Genomic DNA, 21,127 nt, shown 5'->3' with positions numbered 1-21,127 from the left:
GCTGTGGTCAATCATCGTTTTTTCCGGTTCAGCATCCATACGGCAGCTTCTACCCGGGAGCGGACATTCAGCTTTTTCAACAGGTGTTTGACATGGACTTTCACAGTGCCTTCGCTGATATCCAGGTTACGGGCAATCATTTTGTTGGACAGACCGTCAGTAATCAGGTGAAGAATATCCTGTTCCCGGGTTGTCAGATTCTCCAGGGGGTTACTGTTGCCGTCTGTATTCGGCCGTAAAATGGAAGCGAGAACACCGGCCAGTCGGTCGTCGACAACCACCTGCCCACTGACCGCCTCCCGCACCTGCTCAATAAGGTGATCCGGTTCCATATCCTTGAGCAGGTAACCATCGGCACCGGCCCGGAACAGGGCGGCAACATCATCTCTGTGGTCTGAGACCGTCAGCATCACAACCTTGCAGGTAATATCGCTGGCTCTGATCGCTTTCAGGGTATCCAGGCCATTCATGCCTTTCATGTTCAAGTCCAGAAGGATCAGGTCTGGGTCTATCTCCGAGGCCAGCTTCAGGCCATCACTTCCGCTGCCGGCTTCACCTGCGACATGGAGATCCGGCTCATCATCAATCAACTGTTTAAGCCCCCGGCGTAACAGGGGGTGATCATCAATCAGCAACACGCTCGATGTCATTATTTTCGGTCTCTCTGGATGGGGCATAAAAGTGCAGCTGAACACGGGTACCCCCGAGGGGGGAAGGAAGCATGTCCAGCTGTCCCGAGAGGCTGCTGGCCCGTTCCTGCATAATACTCAGGCCGTAATGGCCATGGTGTTCGGGGTTGTTCGGCAGCCCCCGGCCGTCATCGTCAATGGTTATCAGGATTTTTTGATCGTTCTGCTGAAAACAGCTGACCGTACACTGCTGCGCACCGGCATGTTGAACGACATTGTTCAGGGCTTCCCGAATAATCTGCAGAGCATGCACTTCCTGGTGGGCACCTATCTGCTGGAAACGGATACGGTAGTCCAGGTCAAAGTGAGTGCTGTCGGCCCGTTTATTAAATTCTTCCAGAGTCTGGGCAATATTGTCCTGCAGTGATCCTTCCGCCATCGACAGACGAAAAGTGACCAGCAGCTCCCGTAACTGCCTGTAGGCGCTGTTAATACCTGTTTGAAGGTCTTCCATGATGCTGTTTGCCGGATGGTTGTTGTCGGAAGACAACTGCCGACGCAGGCGGGAGACCTGGATTTTCTGGTAGGAGAGAGCCTGGGCAAGGGAGTCGTGGAGCTCCCTGGCAATAACGGTACGCTCTTCCATCAACAACAGTCTTCGTTCATGCATCTGTTGCCGGTTCTGACTGAGGGCTGTGGCCAGAATATCGACAAAAACCTGCAGCCATTGTCGCTCTTTTTCACTGAGAGTATGACCCGGCATGGGTTGAATCTGCAGAAAACCAAAGTGCTGGTTATTTTTGGTGCTGATAACCGGCAGCTGCTCGGTTATATGACTGGAGGCGTTGTCCGGTATATGGTTGTTACCGCAACTGCTCAGACAGGTCAGGCAGTGATTGCCATGGCATGCCAGGGCGTGACTGGAGGGAGCATCTATTCTCTGCAGCCATTGCTGGCTGGTGGAGTCGGAAAGGCAAAGATAACAACTGTCGAGTCTGAGCAGTGTCTGCCAGCGATCCAGCAATAACGTCATATTGTCTTTGTCGTATGGGTTGCCGGACAGTGTGCGGGATGACAGATAAAGTAACTTCAATGCTTCATTGGCATGACTCAGAGCCTGGGTCTGCTTTTGGACTTTCTGTTCAAGCCGGGTATAGAGTTCCTGCAGTTCACCGGCCATATCGGTAAATGCACGGGTGAGTTGTCCCAGTTCATTATTTCCGCTGTAGGAAAGGTGAATATTAAAGTCCTGGTGGTGGACTTTTCTTGCGGCTTTGGCCAAGTCGCTGACAGGTTCCAGCAGGTTTTTTCGCGTATCCCGAAGAACCAGTACGGCGATAATGATCAGACAGGCCAGTGCGGCAATCATAGCGCTGTAGAGTCTGTGAAGTTTACTCTCGGTATGCTGCTGCAGGGCATCAACCAGGACATCAATCCTGTCAACATAAGCAGGGACGGCACTGATATAACCGGCGAAGTTACGCTGTTCCAGCATGGTGCGCATATTGTTATGCCAGTCTGTACGAATCTGGCGGTATTGCTGACCTATGGGATTGCTCCATTCCGCCAGGAGTGAAAGGGCAGGATGTTCAATACTGCGATCGTAGACATTTACCAGTGGAGCAAGAATTTCTTCTGTTACCAGTTCAGGCACCACAACTTGCTCGGCCAGCCGCCAGGACTGCATGCGCAGGGAGCCGGCTTCATTAATCGCCGCCGCGTCTGTTCTGGTGATTCTGGCAAACCACAATGATGTCAGAATGGCGGCTCCGGCCAGTGTGATTATTGAGAAAAGAATCAGTAGATGTTTGCAGCGAAGAGACATTGGTTTTTCATTAATTGATTTGAATCAATGGTTGATTGTTTTTCTTGCTCTACCACCAATGAGTTGGCAGCGTCTGAGCATCTTTACACAAGTTTACGATATTAGCGATAGCGTCGGAGTTTTCCCGGGTCTGGCTCTACCCCTAAAGTGGTAGAGGGGGAGTGTTTCCCGCCAGACCACCGCTTTTTCCCCTCTTTCTCTTATTTTTCGCAGCATTACTATAAACCTGTGTCGTCTTTTCAGGCAGGTTTCAGAGCGTTATGCAGCAGGCAATTAACCATTCACGAAGAAGCCTTTTAAGGGGCCGAAGGGGCAGAGAGGTCGTTCTGCGTCCTCCATGGAGTCGTTCTGAGGACGCTTTCGTTGATAGCTGTACACGCTGCAATGCCTGTATTGATGTCTGTGAAACCGGGTTGCTGAAAAAAGGTGACGGTGGTTTTCCTGAAGCCGACTTTACCACGGCGGAATGCAGCTTTTGTCAGGCCTGTGTCAATGCCTGTCCAACTCATGCTTTAGACAAGAACGCCCTGCAGAAGAACACACAACAAGCGCCCTGGACACTGCAGGCCCGTATTCAGGATTCCTGTCTGGCACACAACAGGGTTCACTGCCGGACCTGTGGCGAACGGTGCGAACAGGAGGCGATTGCTTTTCGCCTGATGCCCGGTGGGGTGGCCAGGCCCTTCATAAACAGTGAACTCTGTAATGGTTGTGGGGCCTGTGTGTCGGGGTGTCCTGTCTCAGCCATTGCCATGATGCCTTTTGGCGGGGAGAAAACATGAACAGGCCAATGGAATATAAGGAAGGCATATCCGTGTCGGGTCTGGTCGTACATGCAAGCCCGGTAAAGCTGACTGATGTACAGGAACACTTGAACCTGATTGACGGGGTAGAAGTCCATGCTGCCGCGCCGGAAGGCAAACTGGTGGTCACTGTGGAAGAGTTCCCCGGACAAAAAATAATGGTCGATACCATTGATCGAATCAGCCACGTGGAGGGGGTGATTTCCACCGCGCTGGTGTACACGCACAATGATGCCTGGAGTGAAACATGAAGCGCTCTATTAAAGAGACATTAAAGTCGATGTCCCCTAAGCAGAGCCGCCGGGATTTTATGAAATCCAGCGCGGTCGCGGCCACTGCCGCAGCGGCAGGTATAAGCATGCCGTCGTCTGCTACCAACCTGATTACCAGCAGCAAAGAGACCGAGATTCACTGGGATAAAGCCCCCTGCCGATTCTGTGGTACCGGCTGTTCTGTACTGGTGGGCACCAAGAACGGACGGATTGTCGCTACCCAGGGTGATCCGAAAGCCCCAGTCAACAAGGGCCTGAACTGCATCAAGGGTTACTTCCTCGGCAAGATTATGTACGGCGAGGACCGTCTGACCCAGCCGCTGCTACGAATGAAGAACGGCAAGTACGACAAGAATGGCGAGTTCACTCCCATTACCTGGGATCAGGCCTTCGATATTATGGCCGAGAAGTGGAAGGCCGCACTTAAAGATACCCGCAACTCTGACGAGATGCCTCCTGTCGGCATGTTCGGTTCCGGTCAGTGGACGGTCTGGGAAGGTTATGCCGCTTCCAAGCTGATGAAGGCTGGTTTCCGCTCCAACCATATTGACCCTAATGCACGTCACTGTATGGCTTCTGCCGTAGGCGGCTTTATGCGGACCTTCGGTATTGATGAGCCCATGGGCTGCTACGACGACTTTGAGCATGCCGATGTGTTTGTGCTCTGGGGTTCCAATATGGCGGAGATGCACCCGATTCTGTGGTCCCGCATTACTGACCGTACCCTGTCTAACGATCATGTTAAGGTAGCTGTACTGTCTACCTACAAACACCGTTCTTTTGAACTGGCTGACCTGCCAATTATTTTCACTCCGCAGGCTGACCTGGCAGTTGGTAACTTTATATGTAATTACCTGATCCAGAATGATGCAGTAAATAAAGAGTTTATTAAAAAACACACTCGCTTCCGTCAAGGGGCCACTGATATTGGTTATGGCCTGCGCCCAGAGCATCCCCTGGAACAAAAAGCCAAAAATCCTGGAAGTGGCCAGTCTACAGAAATCGATTTTGATGCTTTTGCAAAATTTGTCAGCGAATATACCGTTGAAAAAGCATCCGAACTCTCCGGAGTTCCTGTCGAGCAACTCACTGAACTGGCAAAGCTCTACGCAGATCCAAACCGCAAGGTGATGTCGCTGTGGACAATGGGCATGAATCAGCACACCCGTGGTGTCTGGATGAACAATATTGTTTACAACATTCACCTGCTGACAGGAAAAATCTCTGAACCTGGCAATGGTCCATTCTCACTGACCGGACAACCGTCTGCCTGTGGTACTGCCCGTGAAGTAGGCACTTTCTGTCATCGTCTGCCAGCAGATATGGTGGTCAAGAAGAAGAAGCACCGTGATTACGCTGAAAAAATCTGGAAACTACCGGAAGGCACTGTACCAGCGAAGGTCGGTTACCACGCTGTTCTGCAGAATCGCATGTTGAAAGACGGCAAGCTGAACGCTTACTGGGTCATGTGTAACAACAATATGCAGGCAGCACCAAACATGAATGAGGAAGGTCTGCCCGGTTACCGTAACCCGGACAACTTTATTGTTGTTTCTGATCCATACCCGACAGTAACAGCACAGGCTGCTGACCTGGTGCTGCCAACCGCCATGTGGGTTGAGAAAGAGGGTGCCTACGGTAACGCCGAGCGTCGTACCCAGTTCTGGTACCAGCAGGTGGAACCCCAGGGTGAAGCCCGTTCCGATCTGTGGCAGCTGATGGAGTTCTCCAAGCGTTTTAAGGTGGAAGATGTCTGGTCCGACGAGCTGCTGGCCAAATCACCTGAGTACAAAGGAAAAACCCTGTTCGATGTGCTGTTCAGAAATGGTCAGGTCGATAAGTTCCCAATGACAGACTTTAAGGGGCGGATGAATCAGGAAGGTGATTATTTTGGTTTCTACGCCCAGAAAGGCCTGTTTGAGGAATACGCCACCTTTGGCCGAGGCAAAGCTCATGATCTGGCCCCCTTCGATATGTACCACAAGGCCCGTGGTCTGCGCTGGCCGGTAGTTGATGAAAAAGAAACACTTTGGCGTTTCCGTGAAGGCTATGACCCCTACGTGAAAACCGGCGATGACATCAACTTCTACGGCAAAAAGGATGGTAAGGCATGGTTGTTTGCCCTTCCTTATGAAGCCCCGGGCGAGTCTCCAGATGAAGAATATGACTTGTGGTTGTCGACTGGCCGTGTGCTCGAGCATTGGCACACTGGCACCATGACCCGTCGTGTACCTGAGCTGTACCGCGCCTTCCCCGATGCGGTGATCTTTATGCATCCGGATGATGCTAAGGCCCGCGGTCTGCGTCGTGGTATGGAGGCGAAGATTATCTCCCGCCGTGGTGAAGTCCGCAGCCGAATCGAGACCCGTGGCCGTAACCGTCCGCCCAAGGGCCTGGTGTTTATGCCGTTCTTCGATGCCGGCCAACTGGTGAACAAACTGACCCTGGATGCCACTGATCCACTCTCCAAAGAGACGGATTACAAGAAGTGCGCTGTCAAGGTGGTTCCGGTTTAAAGGATGTTCTCGAATCTGTGATAGCAGAGGCTTGGATGACTTTGTCAAAGGCCAGGAGGGCCTGAGAGCGACTCAGGCCATGGATGGCCTGTTGGGGACAAAGTTATCCAAAGTTCGGCGTGGTTAAGCTCAGGGCTGGGTTATGGACAGGAAAAACGACAAGGGTAAAGCGATCTCCCGCCGGCGGTTTCTCACCGAAACCGCCCAGGCGGCCTGCGCCACCGGCCTGCTTGGGTTGGGGCTGACATTTATTGCCGAAAAGTCGAAAGTCCATGCTGCCCAGGTACTGCGGCCACCCGGTGCACTGCCGGAAGAAGACTTTCTGTCGGCTTGCCTGCGCTGCGGTCTGTGTGTGCGGGACTGCCCCTGGGACACCCTGAAACTGGCCAAGCCGGAAGACCCGGTAGCCAGCGGTACCCCGTACTTCAATGCCCGTAGCATTCCCTGCGAGATGTGCGAAGACATTCCCTGTGTCAAAGCCTGTCCCAGTGGTGCCCTTGATCCCGGTCTCACCGAGATCAACGACGCCCGTATGGGCGTGGCGGTGCTAATTGACCGGGTAAACTGCCTGAGCCTGCAGGGGCTGCGCTGTGAAGTCTGCTACCGCATCTGCCCGCTGATCGATGAAGCCATCACCCTCAAACGCACCCGCAACGAGCGGACCCGGGTGCATACGGTCTTTGAGCCGTTTGTAAACCCGGATGTCTGCACCGGCTGCGGCAAGTGTGAAGAAGCCTGTGTACTGGAGGTGGCTGCCATCAAGGTGCTGCCGACGAAACTGGCCATGGGTGAACTGGGCCAGCACTACCGACTGGGCTGGGAAGAGGAGGCCAAAGCCGGTGAAGCTCTGGTGCCCGATCTGCTCAACCTGCCAGACAGACTGCCGGAGGGAACCAAGCTATGACCAGCAAACGTGACCCTGTTCTTGGTAAAAGAGTGCCCGGTAAAGAAGCCACGGAAAGCCTGGGCTGGTGGAAGGCTCACCGGTTCCTGTTGCTTCGTCGTCTGTCACAGGTCAGTGTGCTGGGCCTGTTCCTGCTGGCACCTGTTGCAGGTATTCGGATTATTGATGGCAATCTGTCGTCCAGCCGGTTGCTGGACACAGTGCCCATGACCGATCCGTTACTGCTGCTTCAGGTTCTGGCGGCACAACATCTGCCGGAGCTGATAGCTGTACTGGGTGCTCTGCTTGTAGGCGGCTTCTACCTGTTGCTGGGTGGACGGGTGTTCTGCAGCTGGGTCTGCCCGGTAAATCCGGTCACGGATCTGGCCAGCACTCTGCGACGTTGCTTTAACATCCGTTCCAGCTACCGGTTGACTCGCAATGCACGCTTCTGGCTGCTGGCTCTGGTGCTGGTGCTGCCGGCTATCACCGGGGTTCTGGTATGGGAATTCGTCAATCCCATCGCCCTGGTGTACCGGGGGCTGCTGTTTGGCATGGGGGCCGGCTGGCTGCTGGTGATTGCCATCTTCCTGCTGGATCTGTTTGTCAGCCAGCGGGCCTGGTGCGGTCATCTCTGCCCGCTGGGAGCCTTTTATGGGCTGGCTGGCCGGATCAGCCCGGTGAAGGTTAACGCCACACGACGGGAGCAGTGTGATGACTGCATGGACTGCTATGCCGTCTGCCCGGAACCACAGATTCTTCCTTTTGCCCTGAAGCCCGCCAAGGGCGAGGGACCACTGTTAAACACCCAGGATTGTACCCGCTGCGGCCGCTGCATAGATGTCTGTGCCCAGCAGGTTTTTGAATACCAGTTTTTTAAAAAACAAGCCTCAATGCCTGGCTCATCTGACGGTGAGCAAGGCAAACAACGATCATTGGCCAAGTGAGTGAATCAGCCATGAGTACACAATTTTTAAAGACTTCCCGCACGCTCAAATACCTTGCTGCCGTCTTTGCCATCAGCATGAGCTGCATCGTCTCTCTGGCGAACGCTGCGCCTGCCGGTAGCAGCACCGTGCGCGATGGTGACCTGAGCATGGAAGCGCCTGCCGTCCCGCTGAAGAAGAACATCGATCAGGACGGCACTATGGATCGTGCCTTTGTTCAGCAGCCGCCACTGATCCCCCACGATATCCGTGGCTATCAAGTGGACAAGAACGTTAACAAGTGCCTGAGCTGTCACAGCTGGAAGAACGCTAAGAAGTGGGGCGCGACCCGTATCAGTGTCACTCACTTCTACGACCGTGACGGTAACCAGCTGGCTGATGTGGTTCCCGGTCGTTACTTCTGCCTGCAGTGCCATGTGCCCCAGGCGGATGCCAAGCCTCTGTTGAAAAACAACTTCAAGCCTGTTGAAGCCTTGGACAATTAAGCGGAGGGAATCATGGCTAAGGAATTTTTTATTAAACGTTACTGGAAAATGCTGAAGCTTCCGGCTGCGGTATCATTGGGACTGCTGCTGGTGTTTGGCTTTGCCGCCGGGATTATCTTCTGGGGTGGTTTCCACACCGGTATGGAGATGACCAACAAGGAAGAGTTTTGTATCGGCTGTCATGAGATGCGGGATAATGTGTACGAAGAGTACAAGACCACGATCCACTACAACAACCGCTCCGGTGTGCGGGCTATCTGCTCTGACTGCCACGTGCCGAAAGAGTGGGGTCCGAAGATTGTGCGTAAGATTCAGGCCAGCAAAGAGGTGTATGGCAAGATCGCCGGCACCATCGATACTCGGGAGAAATTCCTGGATCACCGTCTGGAAATGGCGACCCGGGAGTGGGCACGAATGAAGGCTAACGACTCTCAGGAATGCCGTAACTGCCATAACTTCGAGTTTATGGATTTCTCGGAACAGTCCAGCCGGGCAATGAAAATTCATAACCAGGCTACTAAAAATGGTCAGACCTGTATCGACTGTCATAAGGGTATCGCTCACGAGCTGCCTGATATGAGCAATGTCGAAGGCTGGGAATAATTGCGAAGGGAGACAAGTGTTATGAGTGCACTGGAATCACTGATCTGGAATGTCCTTGGATATTCCGCCATGCCGATGATTTTCCTGGGAGGTTTTGCGGTGACAGCCGTTATTGCCTGTTTTCTACTGGATGTTACAGGTAAAAACAGCAATTGACGGTGTGCCAGTTGCTTAACACGCTTAGTCAAATAGCGACAATGGCTGAATAGATTGGGAAATTCAGCCATTGTTACTGAACAATGCGCCTGCAAAAAATTATCAAAATTGATTGTTCCAATGAAACTAATGTCTTTTCGCCATGCGTTTGTATACTTTTTTTCCTTCATTGTTCTCGTCTCTTCAGCTGCTGTACAGGTAAAGCTGTCTAATGCCGATGCTGTGAATGAGGCCGGTCGTCAAAGAATGTTGAGCCAGAGAATGGCCAAAGCCTGGTTAATGCTGGGGATGCAGATTGATGCAGTTAAAGCAGAAAAACAACTTGATGACAGCATTGCTCGATTTGAAGAGAACTTTCTGAACTTACAGTTATTCTCTCCAACACCCCAGATTGATAAAGCTGTCAATGACGTTGGGGCGATATGGGAGACTTACCGTATGCAGCTGTTGAAGGCTCCGACAAAACAAAAGGCGCAGTTAATACTCGAACAAAGCAACCGTTTGCTGGCGGCGAGCGAAAATCTGGTGAAGGAGATTGAGGCCTATACCGGTTCTCGGGGGGCTCGCCTGGTAAATATCTCGGGGCGTCAGCGTATGATCAGCCAACGCATTGCCAAGCTTTATATGGCTGAAGCCTGGGGCGTGGAAGCTCCTGGGCTGAAGCAAAGCATGAAAAAGACCGTAGCTGAATTTGATACCGCTCTGGGCGAGTTAAAAAAAGCAGGTATCAACACGGGCGATATGAATCGGCAGATAAAAAAGATAGAGAGCCAGTGGCTTTTCTCCAGAGCCGGTCTGACCCTTGATAAGTCTGGTCGTTACGTACCCACTATTATTTCTGTCACCACAGAATCTATTCTGCAGAAAATGGATCGCCTGACAGCAAGTTATGTGAGTGTGATTAATCAAAAAGCTGGATAAACTGAAAAACTTTCCATCCAGGGGGTATTTAAAAAATTGGCCACTATTGAAGTCGGCTCTGGTATTTTTTCCGAAGCATTTTCTTGGCGGACCCAATTATATCAAGTGATTGGGTGTAACCCGCCTTGCTTCATGAAATATTCGGGCTGATGGTTCATTAGCCAGACAGGCCCCTGGAAATCACAGGGTTGTCGTCGTTTCAGTCTTGCCGGTGCGGGCCATGGATGGAATATCATGGTTGCGGCTATCCATAATATGTTGGTAATAGCGCTGAATATTCTCCACATACTGCACCGGCTCTGAACCACGGGCATAGCCGTGACGCACCTGTGAATGCCAGCGGGGTTCTTCCAGTTTAGGCAGATAGTTTCGCAGGCTTTCCCATTTATCCGGGTTTTCTCCGTTATTCCTGGTCAGACTACGGGCGTCGTGCAAGTGACCCATGCCGATATTGTAAGCGGCCAGTGCCAGCCAGGTGCGATCGGGCTCATGGATAGATTCCGGCAGCCTGCGCTTTAGCTGTTCAAGATACCTTACTCCACCCCTTACACTTTGTTCCGCATTCAGACGGTTACGCACCCCCATCTCCCGGGCGGTGGGCTGGGTAAGCATCATCATGCCACGCACTCCAGTGGGGGATTTGGCTTTCGGATGCCAGTGAGATTCCTGGTAGCTGATGGCGGCCACCAGGTGCCAGTCCATGCTGTACTCGCTGGCGACTTTTTTGAACAGTTCCTGGTAATTACCCAGTCTTCTTTTCATGTGGCGCTTCAGGCTGATCAGTTCTCCTGCGGTTAAAGGCACCCTGGCAGGTATCTGTTTCTGTGGGGCATCAACAGTTTGTGAATTATTAAGATAATATTCCAGCTCCAGCAGGGTCAGGTGGCTGCTGCCTTGACTCTGGTAGCTGGTGCAGAAAGGTGGAACACAGATTTTCAGTGTGCTTTCAGCACGGTATGAAGTTTGCGGCAATTGGAAAATAATGATCAGCAGTAAGGTTAGGGCCAGAAAAGCATAAAAGGTATAAAAGGCAGGTTGATGGGTGCGTTTGGTCATATGCGCTCCTGGTGCAGTAAAAATACAGGCTGAAACCCGATCTCCCTACTTTTTTGTTGCCGATATGTTGTCTCTGTCCTGTTCCCGACAGGGGTTCTGCTGGAGCGCTTACGTTGATCCCGGTATTATACGCCCTGCTCGCCAACCTGACCTGAATTCAAGGACCATGCAAACCATGGAGATTTTACGCGGCAGTCCCGCTCTCTCCCCATTTCGTTTGACCAGACTGCTTGGCAGTCTGAAACAGCAAGTTCCCGTCGTCAGTGCCGTATATGCGGAATTCCTGCATTTTGCTGACCTGCATGAGCCTTTGTCTGAGTCCCATAAATCTGTGCTTGGGCGGCTCCTGCAGTACGGGCCCCGCCGGGTCAGCCAGCAGGCGTCCGGACAGCTATTCCTGGTTACCCCGCGCTTTGGCACCATCTCACCCTGGGCCAGTAAAGCCACCGATATCGCCCATAACTGTGGGCTGGCTGGTGTTCACCGGCTGGAGAGGGGTATCGCTTACTACGTAGAGAGTAACCAACCCCTCAGCGAAGACAATGTGGCCAAGGTCGTAGAACTGCTCCACGATCGCATGACCGAAACCGTGCTCACCACCCCGGAACAGGCAAAACAGCTGTTCGCGGAAGCTGAACCCGCTCCCCTTGAGCGTGTGCCGGTACTGGACGAAGGTCGCAGTGCTCTTGAGGAGGCCAACCAGACTCTGGGCCTGGCCCTGGCCGATGATGAGATTGACTATCTGCTGGACAGCTTCCGCAAACTGGAACGTGACCCCAGCGATGTTGAGCTGATGATGTTTGCTCAGGCCAACTCTGAGCATTGTCGTCACAAGATTTTCAACGCCTCCTGGGATATCGACGGTGAAGCCCAGGAGAAATCCCTGTTTGCTATGATCCGCAACACCCATGAGATGAACTCCGAGGGTGTGCTGTCCGCCTACAAGGACAATGCCTCGGTCATTAAAGGCTGGAAGGGAGACCGCTTTTTCCCCGATGCCGACAGCCGCAGCTATGGCTACACCCATGAGGATATCCATATTCTGATGAAGGTGGAGACCCATAACCACCCGACAGCTATAGCCCCCTGGCCCGGTGCCTCCACCGGCTCCGGTGGTGAGATTCGTGATGAAGGTGCGACTGGCCGGGGCGGCAAGCCCAAAGCTGGTCTGACCGGCTTTACCGTCTCCAACCTGAAAATCCCTGGCTTTACCCAGCCCTGGGAGGGGAATTATGGAAAGCCCGATCGTATTGTATCCGCCCTGGATATTATGATTGACGGCCCTCTGGGCGGTGCCAGCTTTAATAATGAATTTGGTCGTCCGGCTCTGTGCGGTTATTTCCGTACCTTTGAAGAAGAAGCCAATGGCCCCGCTGGCCGTGAAGTCCGTGGTTATCACAAGCCCATTATGATTGCCGGTGGTATGGGCAATATCCGTGAGCAGCATATTGAGAAGGGCGAGTACCCCGCTGGTTCCAGGCTGATTGTGCTGGGTGGCCCGGCCATGCAGATTGGCCTGGGTGGTGGCGCGGCTTCCTCTATGTCCTCCAGCTCCGGTCAGGAAGACCTGGATTTCGCCTCTGTTCAGCGGGATAACCCGGAAATGGAGCGTCGCTGTCAGGAAGTAATCGACCAGTGCTGGCAACTGGGTGACAAGAACCCCATGCTGTTTATCCACGATGTGGGTGCCGGTGGTCTCTCCAACGCTCTGCCGGAGTTGATCAGTGACGGTGGCCGTGGTGGTCAGTTCGAACTGCGCAAGGTGCTGAACGACGAACCCGGTATGAGTCCCCTGGCTCTCTGGTGTAATGAATCCCAGGAACGCTACGTGCTGGCGGTGACACCGGAAGATCTGGAAACCTTTGAAGCCATCTGTGCCCGTGAGCGTTGCCCCTATGCTGTAGTGGGTGAAGCCACGGAACAGGCTCACCTTCTGGTGACCGACAAACACTTCGACAACAACCCGGTGGATATGCCTCTGGATGTGCTGCTGGGCAAGCCCCCCAAGATGCACCGCAGTGTTGAGCGTAAGAGCTTTGAGGCGGAATCTTTTGATGCCTCTGGGCTGGATTTGTCCGAAGCGGCTGAGCGTGTTCTGAAACTGCCTACTGTGGCCAGCAAGAGCTTCCTGATTACCATCGGTGATCGTACCATTACCGGTCAGGTGGTCCGTGACCAGATGGTCGGCCCCTGGCAGGTGCCGGTGGCGGACTGCGCGGTCACTACCAGTGGCTTTAATGCCACCACCGGTGAAGCCATGTCCATGGGTGAGCGAACTCCCGTTGCTCTGTTGGATGCACCGGCCTCCGGTCGTATGGCGGTGGGTGAATCCATTACCAATATCGCCAGTGCCCGTATCGAGAAAATCTCCGATATTCGCCTGTCCGCAAACTGGATGGCGGCGGCCGGACACGCGGGTGAAGACGAGCGACTGTACGACACTGTAAAAGCGGTGGGTATGGAGCTGTGTCCGGAGCTGGGCATTACCATTCCCGTGGGTAAGGACTCTATGTCTATGCGCACTACCTGGCAGGATGAGGGCGAAGATAAAGCTGTTACCTCTCCGCTGTCGTTGGTAATTACCGCTTTTGCGCCGGTGTCTGATGTCCGTCAGGGTGTCACTCCCCAGCTGCGTACCGACAAAGGCGACACTGATCTTCTGTTGATCGATCTGGGTCGTGGCAAAAACCGTTTGGGTGGTTCTGCGCTGGCCCAGGTGTACAGCCAGATTGGCTCTGAGCCTGCAGACCTGGATACGCCACAGGATCTCAATGCCTTCTTCCAGGGGATTCAGCAACTGTTGAGCGAAGAGAAGATTCTTGCTTACCATGACCGTTCCGACGGTGGCCTGTTTACCACCCTGGTGGAAATGGCGTTTGCCGGTCATACCGGTATCAGCATCAACCTGAGCAAGTTTGTTGATTCCAAAGATCAACTGGCAGCGGCTCTGTTTAACGAAGAGCTGGGGGCGGTGATTCAGGTGCGCAAGCAGGATAAGGGTGCCGTTAAGGATTGCCTGGCCAGCTTTGGTCTGTCCGGTTGTGTGCACACCATCGGTGAACAGGCTCCCAATCAGGCCATTACCTTCTCCTTTAAGGATAAGCCAGTACTGGAAAGCAACCGTATCCGTTACCAGCGTATGTGGGCGGAAACCAGCTATCGCATTCAGGCCCTGCGGGATAACGAAGAGTGTGCCCGTCACGAATTCGATAACCTGTTCGACGATAAAGACCCCGGTCTGCATGCCACGGTTCACTGGGATATCAACAAGGATATTGCCGCTCCCATGATTGCCACCGGCGTACGACCAAAAGTGGCTATTCTGCGGGAGCAGGGCGTGAACGGTCATGTGGAAATGGCTGCTGCCTTTGATCGTGCAGGATTTGAATCCGTTGACGTACATATGAGCGACCTGATGGTCGGTCGTCGTTCACTGGACGAGTTCCGCGGGCTGGTGGCCTGTGGTGGCTTCTCCTACGGTGACGTTCTGGGTGCCGGGGAAGGCTGGGCCAAAAGCATTCTGTTTAATAATCAGGTGCGTGATGGTTTTGGCGAATTCTTCCAGCGTCGGGATACCTTTGCTCTGGGGGTATGTAATGGTTGTCAGATGATGTCCACACTCCATGAGCTGATTCCCGGCACAGAAAACTGGCCGCGTTTTGTCCGTAACCGTTCCGAGCAGTTTGAAGCCCGGGTGGCCATGGTGGAAGTGCAGAAGAGCCGTTCCGTCTTTCTGCAGGGTATGGAAAAAGCCCGGATTCCTGTGGCTGTTGCCCATGGTGAAGGTCAGGCAGAATTTACCGCTGTTGATGGTGCCGCAAAGGTGAGTGAGCAGGTGGCCCTGCGTTACGTGGATAACCGTGGTAGTACGACAGAGCGTTATCCGTTTAACCCCAATGGTTCTCCGGAAGGTATTACCGGCCTGACCAGCGCCGATGGTCGTGTAACCATTATGATGCCTCACCCCGAACGGGTCTTCCGTGCTGTGCAGAACTCCTGGCATCCCGATGAGTGGAAGGAAGACGCTCCCTGGATGACCATGTTCCGTAATGCACGGGTTTGGGTCGGTTAATGGTTTGTAATTTACCGTAATAAAAATAATCCCGGGCTTGCCGGGATTATTTTTATGGGGTGTTTGTTTTTTCTGTTTCAGATACTGGTGGCCAGCAGCATGGTGGTGATGGCAAGGCAACTGAGTGAGAGTGTCAGTAGAAATGCTTCCCTTTTCTTTAAGTGTTCATCCATGGTGTGTTTACAGCCTGATTTTTGACGGTGTTTTTACAATGAAATTATTAGCACCGAATTATACGGAGTTTGAGAAAAGGGTTGGAATAGCCGCGGGTAACGAGTTACCGGAATTTGAGTAAAAAGGCTGTAACAAACTACAAATAACAGTGTTGTTAGCCACCGGGGAAGGGAAAAATTGAACCTACACTGAAAACATGGCGTCCAAGGTTGGATAGTGCCTGAACAGAGAAAAGGAGATTACCGTTTATGAAAGCGACCCCATTCAAGCTGTCCCAGCTTCCGTTATTGATTGTTTTTCCTGTTTTTCTTCTGTTGGGCGGTTGTATGACCGATATGACCGGCAGCAACTATGAGCGCGCAGAGGCAAGAAGCCTGCAGACTGTGTACTTTGGTGAGATTGTTGAAGTTGAGCAGGTAAAACTGGAAGGCTCCAGGTCCAATGTCGGCAGCCTGGCCGGTGCGGCCACTGGTGGTATTGCCGGCTCCCATATTGGTGGTGGTTCAGGCCGGACCGTGGGTGCGATTGCCGGTGCGGTGGCTGGTGGTCTGCTGGGTAATATGGCCGAGCGCAAACTGACGGAAAGTACCGGGGTGAATATTACCGTTCACCTGGATAATGGAAATCATATTTCGGTTGTACAGCAGGTCGAGCCTGGAAACAGCTTCAGGGTTGGTGACCGGGTTAAGGTGATGGTTCAGGGTAATAACACCAGTCGGGTTGTACATACTGGCCGTTAATTCATCTATCAGTTTATACAAGAGAGCCTTTCAGAATTATCTGGGAGGTTTTTCTTTTTATAAAGCCAAGGCCGTCTTTAGGAAAGTAGCTGAGTCTCTAAAAGTTCTGCCAGGGGTGTGGTCTGGTCGGGTGGTTTTGCTTAGGGCATAGAGACGGAAACTGGAGTTGGGCAAACCCCCGGTGTCAGCAGGAACAAAAAGCCCAAGCACCCTGGAATCACTTGGGTTTATTCTCGTTTTTTGCCTTGAACTGGCCGTCAGCGTAGACATACCGGCGGCCTGTTGCCTGCCGTCATAAAAGATGGTAACGGTTTCATCGGTGTTGTTCTGGATATTCAGAGTGCTGAAATAACGCCAGTCTGCGGCTTCTGTAAAGGGAGTAATGAGTAATGCTAAAAGCATAGTGGGAAGTTGATATTTCATAATGAAGCCTTTTGGGAGGCAGGAAACGCACAGGTAGGGTAGTACATTACAGGCTGGCGGTTTCCCACCCTTGCTGGTTGCTCTCTCCAGCCTTTACACTCATGCTTCGCAATATAACCAGATGCAGGAGTTCTAATGGTTAAGGAAACACGGCTTGCTCTCGGTATTGTTGCCGGAGTGTTGTTTCTGGCCGCTAGCGTAATGTGGCTGATGGAGGGGGAAGAAGATCCTGTTGTCCAGATACTGGAAGTGCCTGAACTGGAGCAGCCTGAAATCCCTGTTTATGACGAATTCAATAGTAATACTTCCAATAGTGATCAGGATGACCTGGCCGGTGATGTCACCCGTATTATTGTCCGGCAGCCGACAGTTTCCGATGATGTCAGCGTGGATGAGGTGCTGGCGGGCAAAGTTATTGTGGATGACCAGGTGATTCAGCAGCCGGAAGGCTGAGGGTGTTAAGGGCTTTATCTTCTTGACGCGAAGACGGGGGAACAGCATGGATATACTGATTGAGGCTCAGCAACTGAAGCAGTGGATGGGCGAGCCTCGGCTAAGGGTTTTTGATGTCCGTTACAGCCTGCAGGATGCCTCCGAGGGCCTGAATCTTTATAACCAGGGCCATATCCCCGGTGCGATCTATGCCAGTATCAGCGACCATCTGGCCGGTGAAGTGGTTCCCGGCCAGACCGGTCGCCACCCTCTGCCGAACCCCGATGACTTTATTCAGCTTCTGCAGAGTTGGGGCGTGGAAGAAAACAGCCGCGTGGTGCTGTACGACGACGGCAGTCATTTTCTGGCTCCCCGTATGTGGTGGATGCTGGCGGTGTGGCTGGACATGTCCAATATTCATGTTCTGCGGGGAGGTATCAAAGCCTGGCGGGAAGTCGGGTTGCCTGAGAGTTTTGAAGCTCCGGAAACACGCTCTTCGTCTTTTATGCCGCTAGTCCAGGGTTCGGTTCTTATGGAAGCCGATGAGCTGCCTGACTTTGTAAATAATGGTGGCATTGTGCTTGATGCCCGATCGGCGGAGCGTTTTCGGGGCGAGATTGAGCCTATCGACCCGGTGGCCGGCCATATTCCCGGTGCTCAGTGTCTGCCCTGTTCCCGGGTAGTGGATGAGGCAGAGCAATTTTTACCCCCAGAGCAGCTGCGTTTACTGTTTGCGGCCTGGGAGTCGAAGGATATTGTCTGCTACTGCGGTTCAGGTATATCTGCCTGTCAGCTGCTGCTGGCGATGAAACTGGCCGGGTTACCGCTGGGCCGCCTGTACCCCGGTTCCTGGAGTGAATGGATTACTGACCCCGAACGACCTGTAGCGACAGGCGATGAATTCAAGTAAAGTCGCGCCTTTGTAAATATTTTTAGAGTGACCTTTCATGCACGACTTGCTGGTGCCGGATACTGCTCTTCTGGAAAAGTGGTTGAGTGACGGCAATTATGAGACCTATATCTGTGACCAGTGCAGTGGTCTTCATGTATCTGCTCTGCAGAGCCAGGACGGTGTACTCGACAGCCGTCTTTTTGTTGAACCCTGGGGTGTGATGTTTACAACGGAGCTGGATATTCGCAATGCGGGTGTTCTGCCGGTTGTTGCCGACCTGATGCGGCTCAATATGTCCTTTCCTACCCTGAAACTGTTTCTGAGTACGCCTGATGACGGTACACCTATGCTGGTGGCATCATCCTGCATTCTGTCGACCCAGGGTATGACTGTGGCGCAGTTTAACGAATTCTTTGGCGTAAGCCTGGAAACCGTACAACAGCTGCTGCAGGAATGTCAGCAGATGCAGTACCTGTTCCAGGGCGAAGATCGGATGATGCCGGTTGAGCTGGAAGATGGCATCAAATCTTCCTTGCACTGACGCTTCTGCCATCGCTGACTTCCGGCGGGGAGTTAGCCGTTGAATTCTGAAGTAAGATTTTCCAGATTTCTTTGACGCAGCCTTTGTCAGATATGCCTAAACTTCCGCACTCTACCTGGAGTTAAGGCCAAATGCGTTTTTACTTTTCTGTGTTTTTCCTGCCTCTCTGTCTGGTTATGGTTTTTTCAGGTCGTATCCAGGCTGGTGAGGAACAGAGGTGCAAGCATGAATGCCCTCGATCCTGTTCACGATGGGATGATCTGAAAGATCCTGACAATGTTTACAAGATTTCCTGTGTAGCAAACTGCGGGGACTGTATTCAGGAGAATGCCTGTACACAGGCCCGTCTTGGTCAGGGAGAGGCTTTTAATGAGTATGCCAAAATTGTCTGCAGCGACTGTATGTATGAGGGTTTCTACCTTTATTACCATGCAGATTGTCAGAAGTTTAATTATCAGGCTTTAATTCTGATGAATAAAGCCAATCATGTTCCTCTGTGATTGAAGCAGGAGACTAAGAGAATCTGGTACAATCCTGGAAACAGTACGACAGCTGCTTCAGGAATTTCAGCAGGTGAGGTTCCTGTTCCAGGGTGAAGACTGAATGATGGCATAAGACCTCTTTACACTGATACTTTCACCATCGTTGACTTCCGGCAGGGAGTCAGTGAGCGTACATCGCTTTCTTGCAGAAGTGACATTATCAGGGTGTTCTGGGCATTGCCGCCGGATACCTGCAGGTCAATATCATACTGATTGCGGCTGGTACACAGGGATGCGGAGAAGCTGTCTACATCGAAACCCCCGGTACGGCTGTTATTCAGAACGCGCTCCAGGCATCCGGGGGTATTTGTGGCTATGAGCTTCAGCCGGTAGTGGTTCATCTCTCTGGCTCCTGATATGTAGAAATATAATCTCTAGTTATTAAAAAACCCCCGGACCTTTCGGTGCGGGGGTTTTTGTTTCGGCTTCAGGCTTTAGACCGCAACCACCCCCCGGCGCATGATAATCATCATACCGGTCATAATCTTATTGGTGGTTTCTTTGGTGGAAAGCATAAATTTCGCAAATATATCCTGTTTTTGATTGGCGAATCATATGCAATCTGCCAGCACTTCACAAGTGAATCACCCAAAATGTTAAGGGTTCTGCCAATATAGACAGTAAAGCCTGCTTATGTGCTGTGTTTGTGGTGTGTTGGTAACACTTAGGTGTTAAGGTTGCCGGGCATACAGAGTACAAGTTGTTATTACAGAGGGGGTATGTACCGATGTCCCTGTGGACACCAGATAGCTGGAAAAATTACACTGCTCTGCAGATGCCGGAATACCCGGATGCAGGCAGTCTTGCAAATGTAGAAGAGCGCCTGAAAAAACTGCCACCTCTGGTGTTTGCAGGGGAAGTCAGAGCTCTGACCAGCCAGCTGGCCAGTGTCGCCGAAGGCCGCGCCTTTTTACTCCAGGGTGGCGATTGTGCTGAGAGTTTTGCCGAGTTCAGCGCTGTCAATATTCGCGATACCTTTAAGGTTTTGATGCAAATGGCGGTAGTACTGACATTTGGTGCCAGCTGTCCTGTTGTGAAGGTTGGCCGTCTGGCGGGCCAGTTTGCCAAACCCCGTTCCAAGCCCACAGAAACCCGTGAAGGTATTGAGCTACCGACCTATCGTGGCGATATCGTCAACAGTAACGAGTTTACCTCCGAGGCCCGTACTCCTGATCCTGAGCGTATGCTGGCGGTGTATCACCAGGCGTCTTCCACCCTGAATCTGCTGCGGGCCTTCGCCCAGGGTGGCCTGGCCTCTCTGGAGCAGGTGCACGCCTGGAACCTGAATTTTGCTAAAACCACCCCGGAAGCTGAGTACTATCAGCAGATGGCGGACAGAATTGATGAAACCCTGGCCTTTATAAGAGCCTGTGGCATCACCGCTGAGAACAGTGCCGCTATCCGGGAGACCAGCTTTTACACCTCCCATGAAGCCCTGCTGCTGCCCTATGAACAGGCGTTGACCCGTCGGGACAGCCTGACCAACGACTGGTATGACTGTTCCGCCCATATGCTCTGGATTGGCGATCGTACCCGCCAGCCGGAAGGGGCCCATGTGGAATTTATGCGAGGTATCCATAATCCAGTGGGTATCAAGGCCGGCCCGACTATGGACCCGGATGACCTTATCCGCCTGCTGGATATTATTAACCCGGATAATATTTCTGGTCGTGCCACCATTATCGTGCGTATGGGGGCAGATAGTGTGGAAGAGGGTATGCCCAGGTTGATTCGGGCTGTTGAGCGGGAAGGGCGGAAGGTTGTATGGAGTTCCGACCCCATGCACGGTAACACAATAACCGCTGGCAATTACAAAACCCGTGATGTGGACAGCATTCTCAGGGAAGTGCGCAGCTTCTTCGCAGTGCATAGAGCGGAAGGCACCTATGCTGGTGGCGTACACTTTGAAATGACAGGACAGAATGTTACCGAGTGCATTGGTGGTACTCATAAGGTAACGGAAGAGACCCTGAAAGACCGCTATCGTACCCACTGTGATCCCCGGATGAATGCCAACCAGTCTCTGGAGATGGCCTTTCTGATCGCTGAAACACTGAAACAGTGTCGTAAAGACCTGCAGGAGGAGTAATTCTCTGGAGTGATTGGAGAACATGACAGTTGACGGTTATTTCTGATTCAGATTAAAGAAATTGCGGTTTTTATGGCTACTCGTCTTACCCTGTGCTTGACTGCATAGACTCTGATTCGAGGGTTC

General features: G+C 52.5%; 21 protein-coding genes. 16 read left to right on the top strand and 5 right to left on the bottom strand.

Annotated elements, in window-relative coordinates; genetic code table 11:
* Positions 1 to 11: 11 nt before the first annotated feature.
* The gene (gene narL, locus ACY2RQ_RS12490; RefSeq protein ID WP_490113312.1) at positions 12 to 650 is read right to left on the bottom strand and encodes a two-component system response regulator NarL; all 639 of its coding nucleotides are present in this window, start codon (positions 648 to 650) and stop codon (positions 12 to 14) included.
* Entirely contained in the window at positions 625 to 2,454 is a 1,830-nt protein-coding gene (locus ACY2RQ_RS12485) for a histidine kinase (protein ID WP_490113311.1), read from the bottom strand. The genes narL and ACY2RQ_RS12485 overlap by 26 nt, the downstream gene beginning before the upstream one ends.
* A gap of 260 nt (positions 2,455 to 2,714) precedes the next feature.
* On the opposite strand from ACY2RQ_RS12485, the gene napF reads away from it, so the two are divergent.
* The 9 genes from napF (at position 2,715) to ACY2RQ_RS12440 (ending at position 10,040) form a co-directional block, all read left to right on the top strand.
* The gene (gene napF, locus ACY2RQ_RS12480; protein WP_490113310.1) at positions 2,715 to 3,236 is read left to right on the top strand and encodes a ferredoxin-type protein NapF; all 522 of its coding nucleotides are present in this window, start codon (positions 2,715 to 2,717) and stop codon (positions 3,234 to 3,236) included.
* On the top strand, positions 3,233 to 3,508 hold the full coding sequence (locus ACY2RQ_RS12475) for a chaperone NapD (RefSeq protein WP_490113309.1): 276 nt from the start codon (positions 3,233 to 3,235) through the stop codon (positions 3,506 to 3,508). Before napF ends, ACY2RQ_RS12475 begins: the two co-directional genes overlap by 4 nt.
* Positions 3,505 to 6,045: a nitrate reductase catalytic subunit NapA gene (napA, locus tag ACY2RQ_RS12470; RefSeq protein ID WP_490113308.1), complete on the top strand. Its 2,541-nt coding sequence runs from the start codon at positions 3,505 to 3,507 to the stop codon at positions 6,043 to 6,045. The genes ACY2RQ_RS12475 and napA overlap by 4 nt, the downstream gene beginning before the upstream one ends.
* 142 nt (positions 6,046 to 6,187) lie before the next feature.
* The gene (gene napG, locus ACY2RQ_RS12465; protein ID WP_490113307.1) at positions 6,188 to 6,949 is read left to right on the top strand and encodes a ferredoxin-type protein NapG; all 762 of its coding nucleotides are present in this window, start codon (positions 6,188 to 6,190) and stop codon (positions 6,947 to 6,949) included.
* A complete protein-coding gene (napH, locus tag ACY2RQ_RS12460; protein WP_490113306.1) occupies positions 6,946 to 7,875 on the top strand; it encodes a quinol dehydrogenase ferredoxin subunit NapH in 930 nt (309 codons plus the stop codon). Before napG ends, napH begins: the two co-directional genes overlap by 4 nt.
* Before the next feature lie 11 nt (positions 7,876 to 7,886).
* A complete protein-coding gene (locus ACY2RQ_RS12455) occupies positions 7,887 to 8,360 on the top strand; it encodes a nitrate reductase cytochrome c-type subunit (RefSeq protein WP_490113305.1) in 474 nt (157 codons plus the stop codon).
* A gap of 12 nt (positions 8,361 to 8,372) precedes the next feature.
* Entirely contained in the window at positions 8,373 to 8,963 is a 591-nt protein-coding gene (locus ACY2RQ_RS12450; protein WP_490113304.1) for a cytochrome c3 family protein, read from the top strand.
* Between the two features lie 21 nt (positions 8,964 to 8,984).
* Positions 8,985 to 9,119: a TIGR02808 family protein gene (locus ACY2RQ_RS12445; RefSeq protein WP_490113303.1), complete on the top strand. Its 135-nt coding sequence runs from the start codon at positions 8,985 to 8,987 to the stop codon at positions 9,117 to 9,119.
* 120 nt (positions 9,120 to 9,239) lie between these two features.
* Positions 9,240 to 10,040, top strand: a complete 801-nt coding sequence (locus tag ACY2RQ_RS12440; RefSeq protein ID WP_490113302.1) for a type IV pili methyl-accepting chemotaxis transducer N-terminal domain-containing protein — start codon at positions 9,240 to 9,242, stop codon at positions 10,038 to 10,040.
* Positions 10,041 to 10,220: 180 nt separating this feature from the next.
* Here the strand turns inward: ACY2RQ_RS12440 and ACY2RQ_RS12435 are convergent, their stop codons facing one another.
* A complete protein-coding gene (locus ACY2RQ_RS12435; RefSeq protein ID WP_490113301.1) occupies positions 10,221 to 11,096 on the bottom strand; it encodes a transglycosylase SLT domain-containing protein in 876 nt (291 codons plus the stop codon).
* A 175-nt stretch (positions 11,097 to 11,271) separates the two neighbouring features.
* Between ACY2RQ_RS12435 and purL the strand changes: the two genes are divergently transcribed.
* A complete protein-coding gene (gene purL, locus ACY2RQ_RS12430) occupies positions 11,272 to 15,168 on the top strand; it encodes a phosphoribosylformylglycinamidine synthase (protein WP_490113300.1) in 3,897 nt (1,298 codons plus the stop codon).
* 422 nt (positions 15,169 to 15,590) lie between these two features.
* Positions 15,591 to 16,082: an outer membrane lipoprotein gene (locus ACY2RQ_RS12425; protein WP_490113299.1), complete on the top strand. Its 492-nt coding sequence runs from the start codon at positions 15,591 to 15,593 to the stop codon at positions 16,080 to 16,082.
* 57 nt (positions 16,083 to 16,139) lie between these two features.
* Here ACY2RQ_RS12425 and ACY2RQ_RS12420 read toward each other — a convergent pair whose 3' ends face one another.
* The gene (locus ACY2RQ_RS12420) at positions 16,140 to 16,505 is read right to left on the bottom strand and encodes a hypothetical protein (RefSeq protein WP_490113298.1); all 366 of its coding nucleotides are present in this window, start codon (positions 16,503 to 16,505) and stop codon (positions 16,140 to 16,142) included.
* Positions 16,506 to 16,640: 135 nt separating this feature from the next.
* On the opposite strand from ACY2RQ_RS12420, the gene ACY2RQ_RS12415 reads away from it, so the two are divergent.
* The 4 genes from ACY2RQ_RS12415 to ACY2RQ_RS12400 all read left to right on the top strand — a co-directional run bounded on the left by ACY2RQ_RS12415 (position 16,641) and on the right by ACY2RQ_RS12400 (position 18,870).
* Positions 16,641 to 16,958, top strand: a complete 318-nt coding sequence (locus ACY2RQ_RS12415; RefSeq protein WP_490113297.1) for a hypothetical protein — start codon at positions 16,641 to 16,643, stop codon at positions 16,956 to 16,958.
* Between the two features lie 46 nt (positions 16,959 to 17,004).
* The gene (locus tag ACY2RQ_RS12410; protein ID WP_490113296.1) at positions 17,005 to 17,847 is read left to right on the top strand and encodes a sulfurtransferase; all 843 of its coding nucleotides are present in this window, start codon (positions 17,005 to 17,007) and stop codon (positions 17,845 to 17,847) included.
* A 37-nt stretch (positions 17,848 to 17,884) separates the two neighbouring features.
* Complete coding sequence (locus tag ACY2RQ_RS12405) at positions 17,885 to 18,370, top strand: YbjN domain-containing protein (protein ID WP_490113295.1); 486 nt, start codon at positions 17,885 to 17,887, stop codon at positions 18,368 to 18,370.
* 131 nt (positions 18,371 to 18,501) lie between these two features.
* Entirely contained in the window at positions 18,502 to 18,870 is a 369-nt protein-coding gene (locus tag ACY2RQ_RS12400; RefSeq protein WP_490113294.1) for a hypothetical protein, read from the top strand.
* Between the two features lie 122 nt (positions 18,871 to 18,992).
* Here ACY2RQ_RS12400 and ACY2RQ_RS12395 read toward each other — a convergent pair whose 3' ends face one another.
* Positions 18,993 to 19,253, bottom strand: coding sequence for an ACT domain-containing protein (locus tag ACY2RQ_RS12395; protein ID WP_490113293.1), 261 nt, complete (start codon positions 19,251 to 19,253; stop codon positions 18,993 to 18,995).
* Between the two features lie 386 nt (positions 19,254 to 19,639).
* On the opposite strand from ACY2RQ_RS12395, the gene ACY2RQ_RS12390 reads away from it, so the two are divergent.
* A complete protein-coding gene (locus ACY2RQ_RS12390) occupies positions 19,640 to 21,001 on the top strand; it encodes a class II 3-deoxy-7-phosphoheptulonate synthase (protein WP_490113292.1) in 1,362 nt (453 codons plus the stop codon).
* Positions 21,002 to 21,127: the final 126 nt, after the last annotated feature.

Source organism: Parendozoicomonas sp. 209JJ7-1 (assembly GCF_058147085.1).
This window is presented reverse-complemented; position numbering and strand designations above follow the sequence as displayed.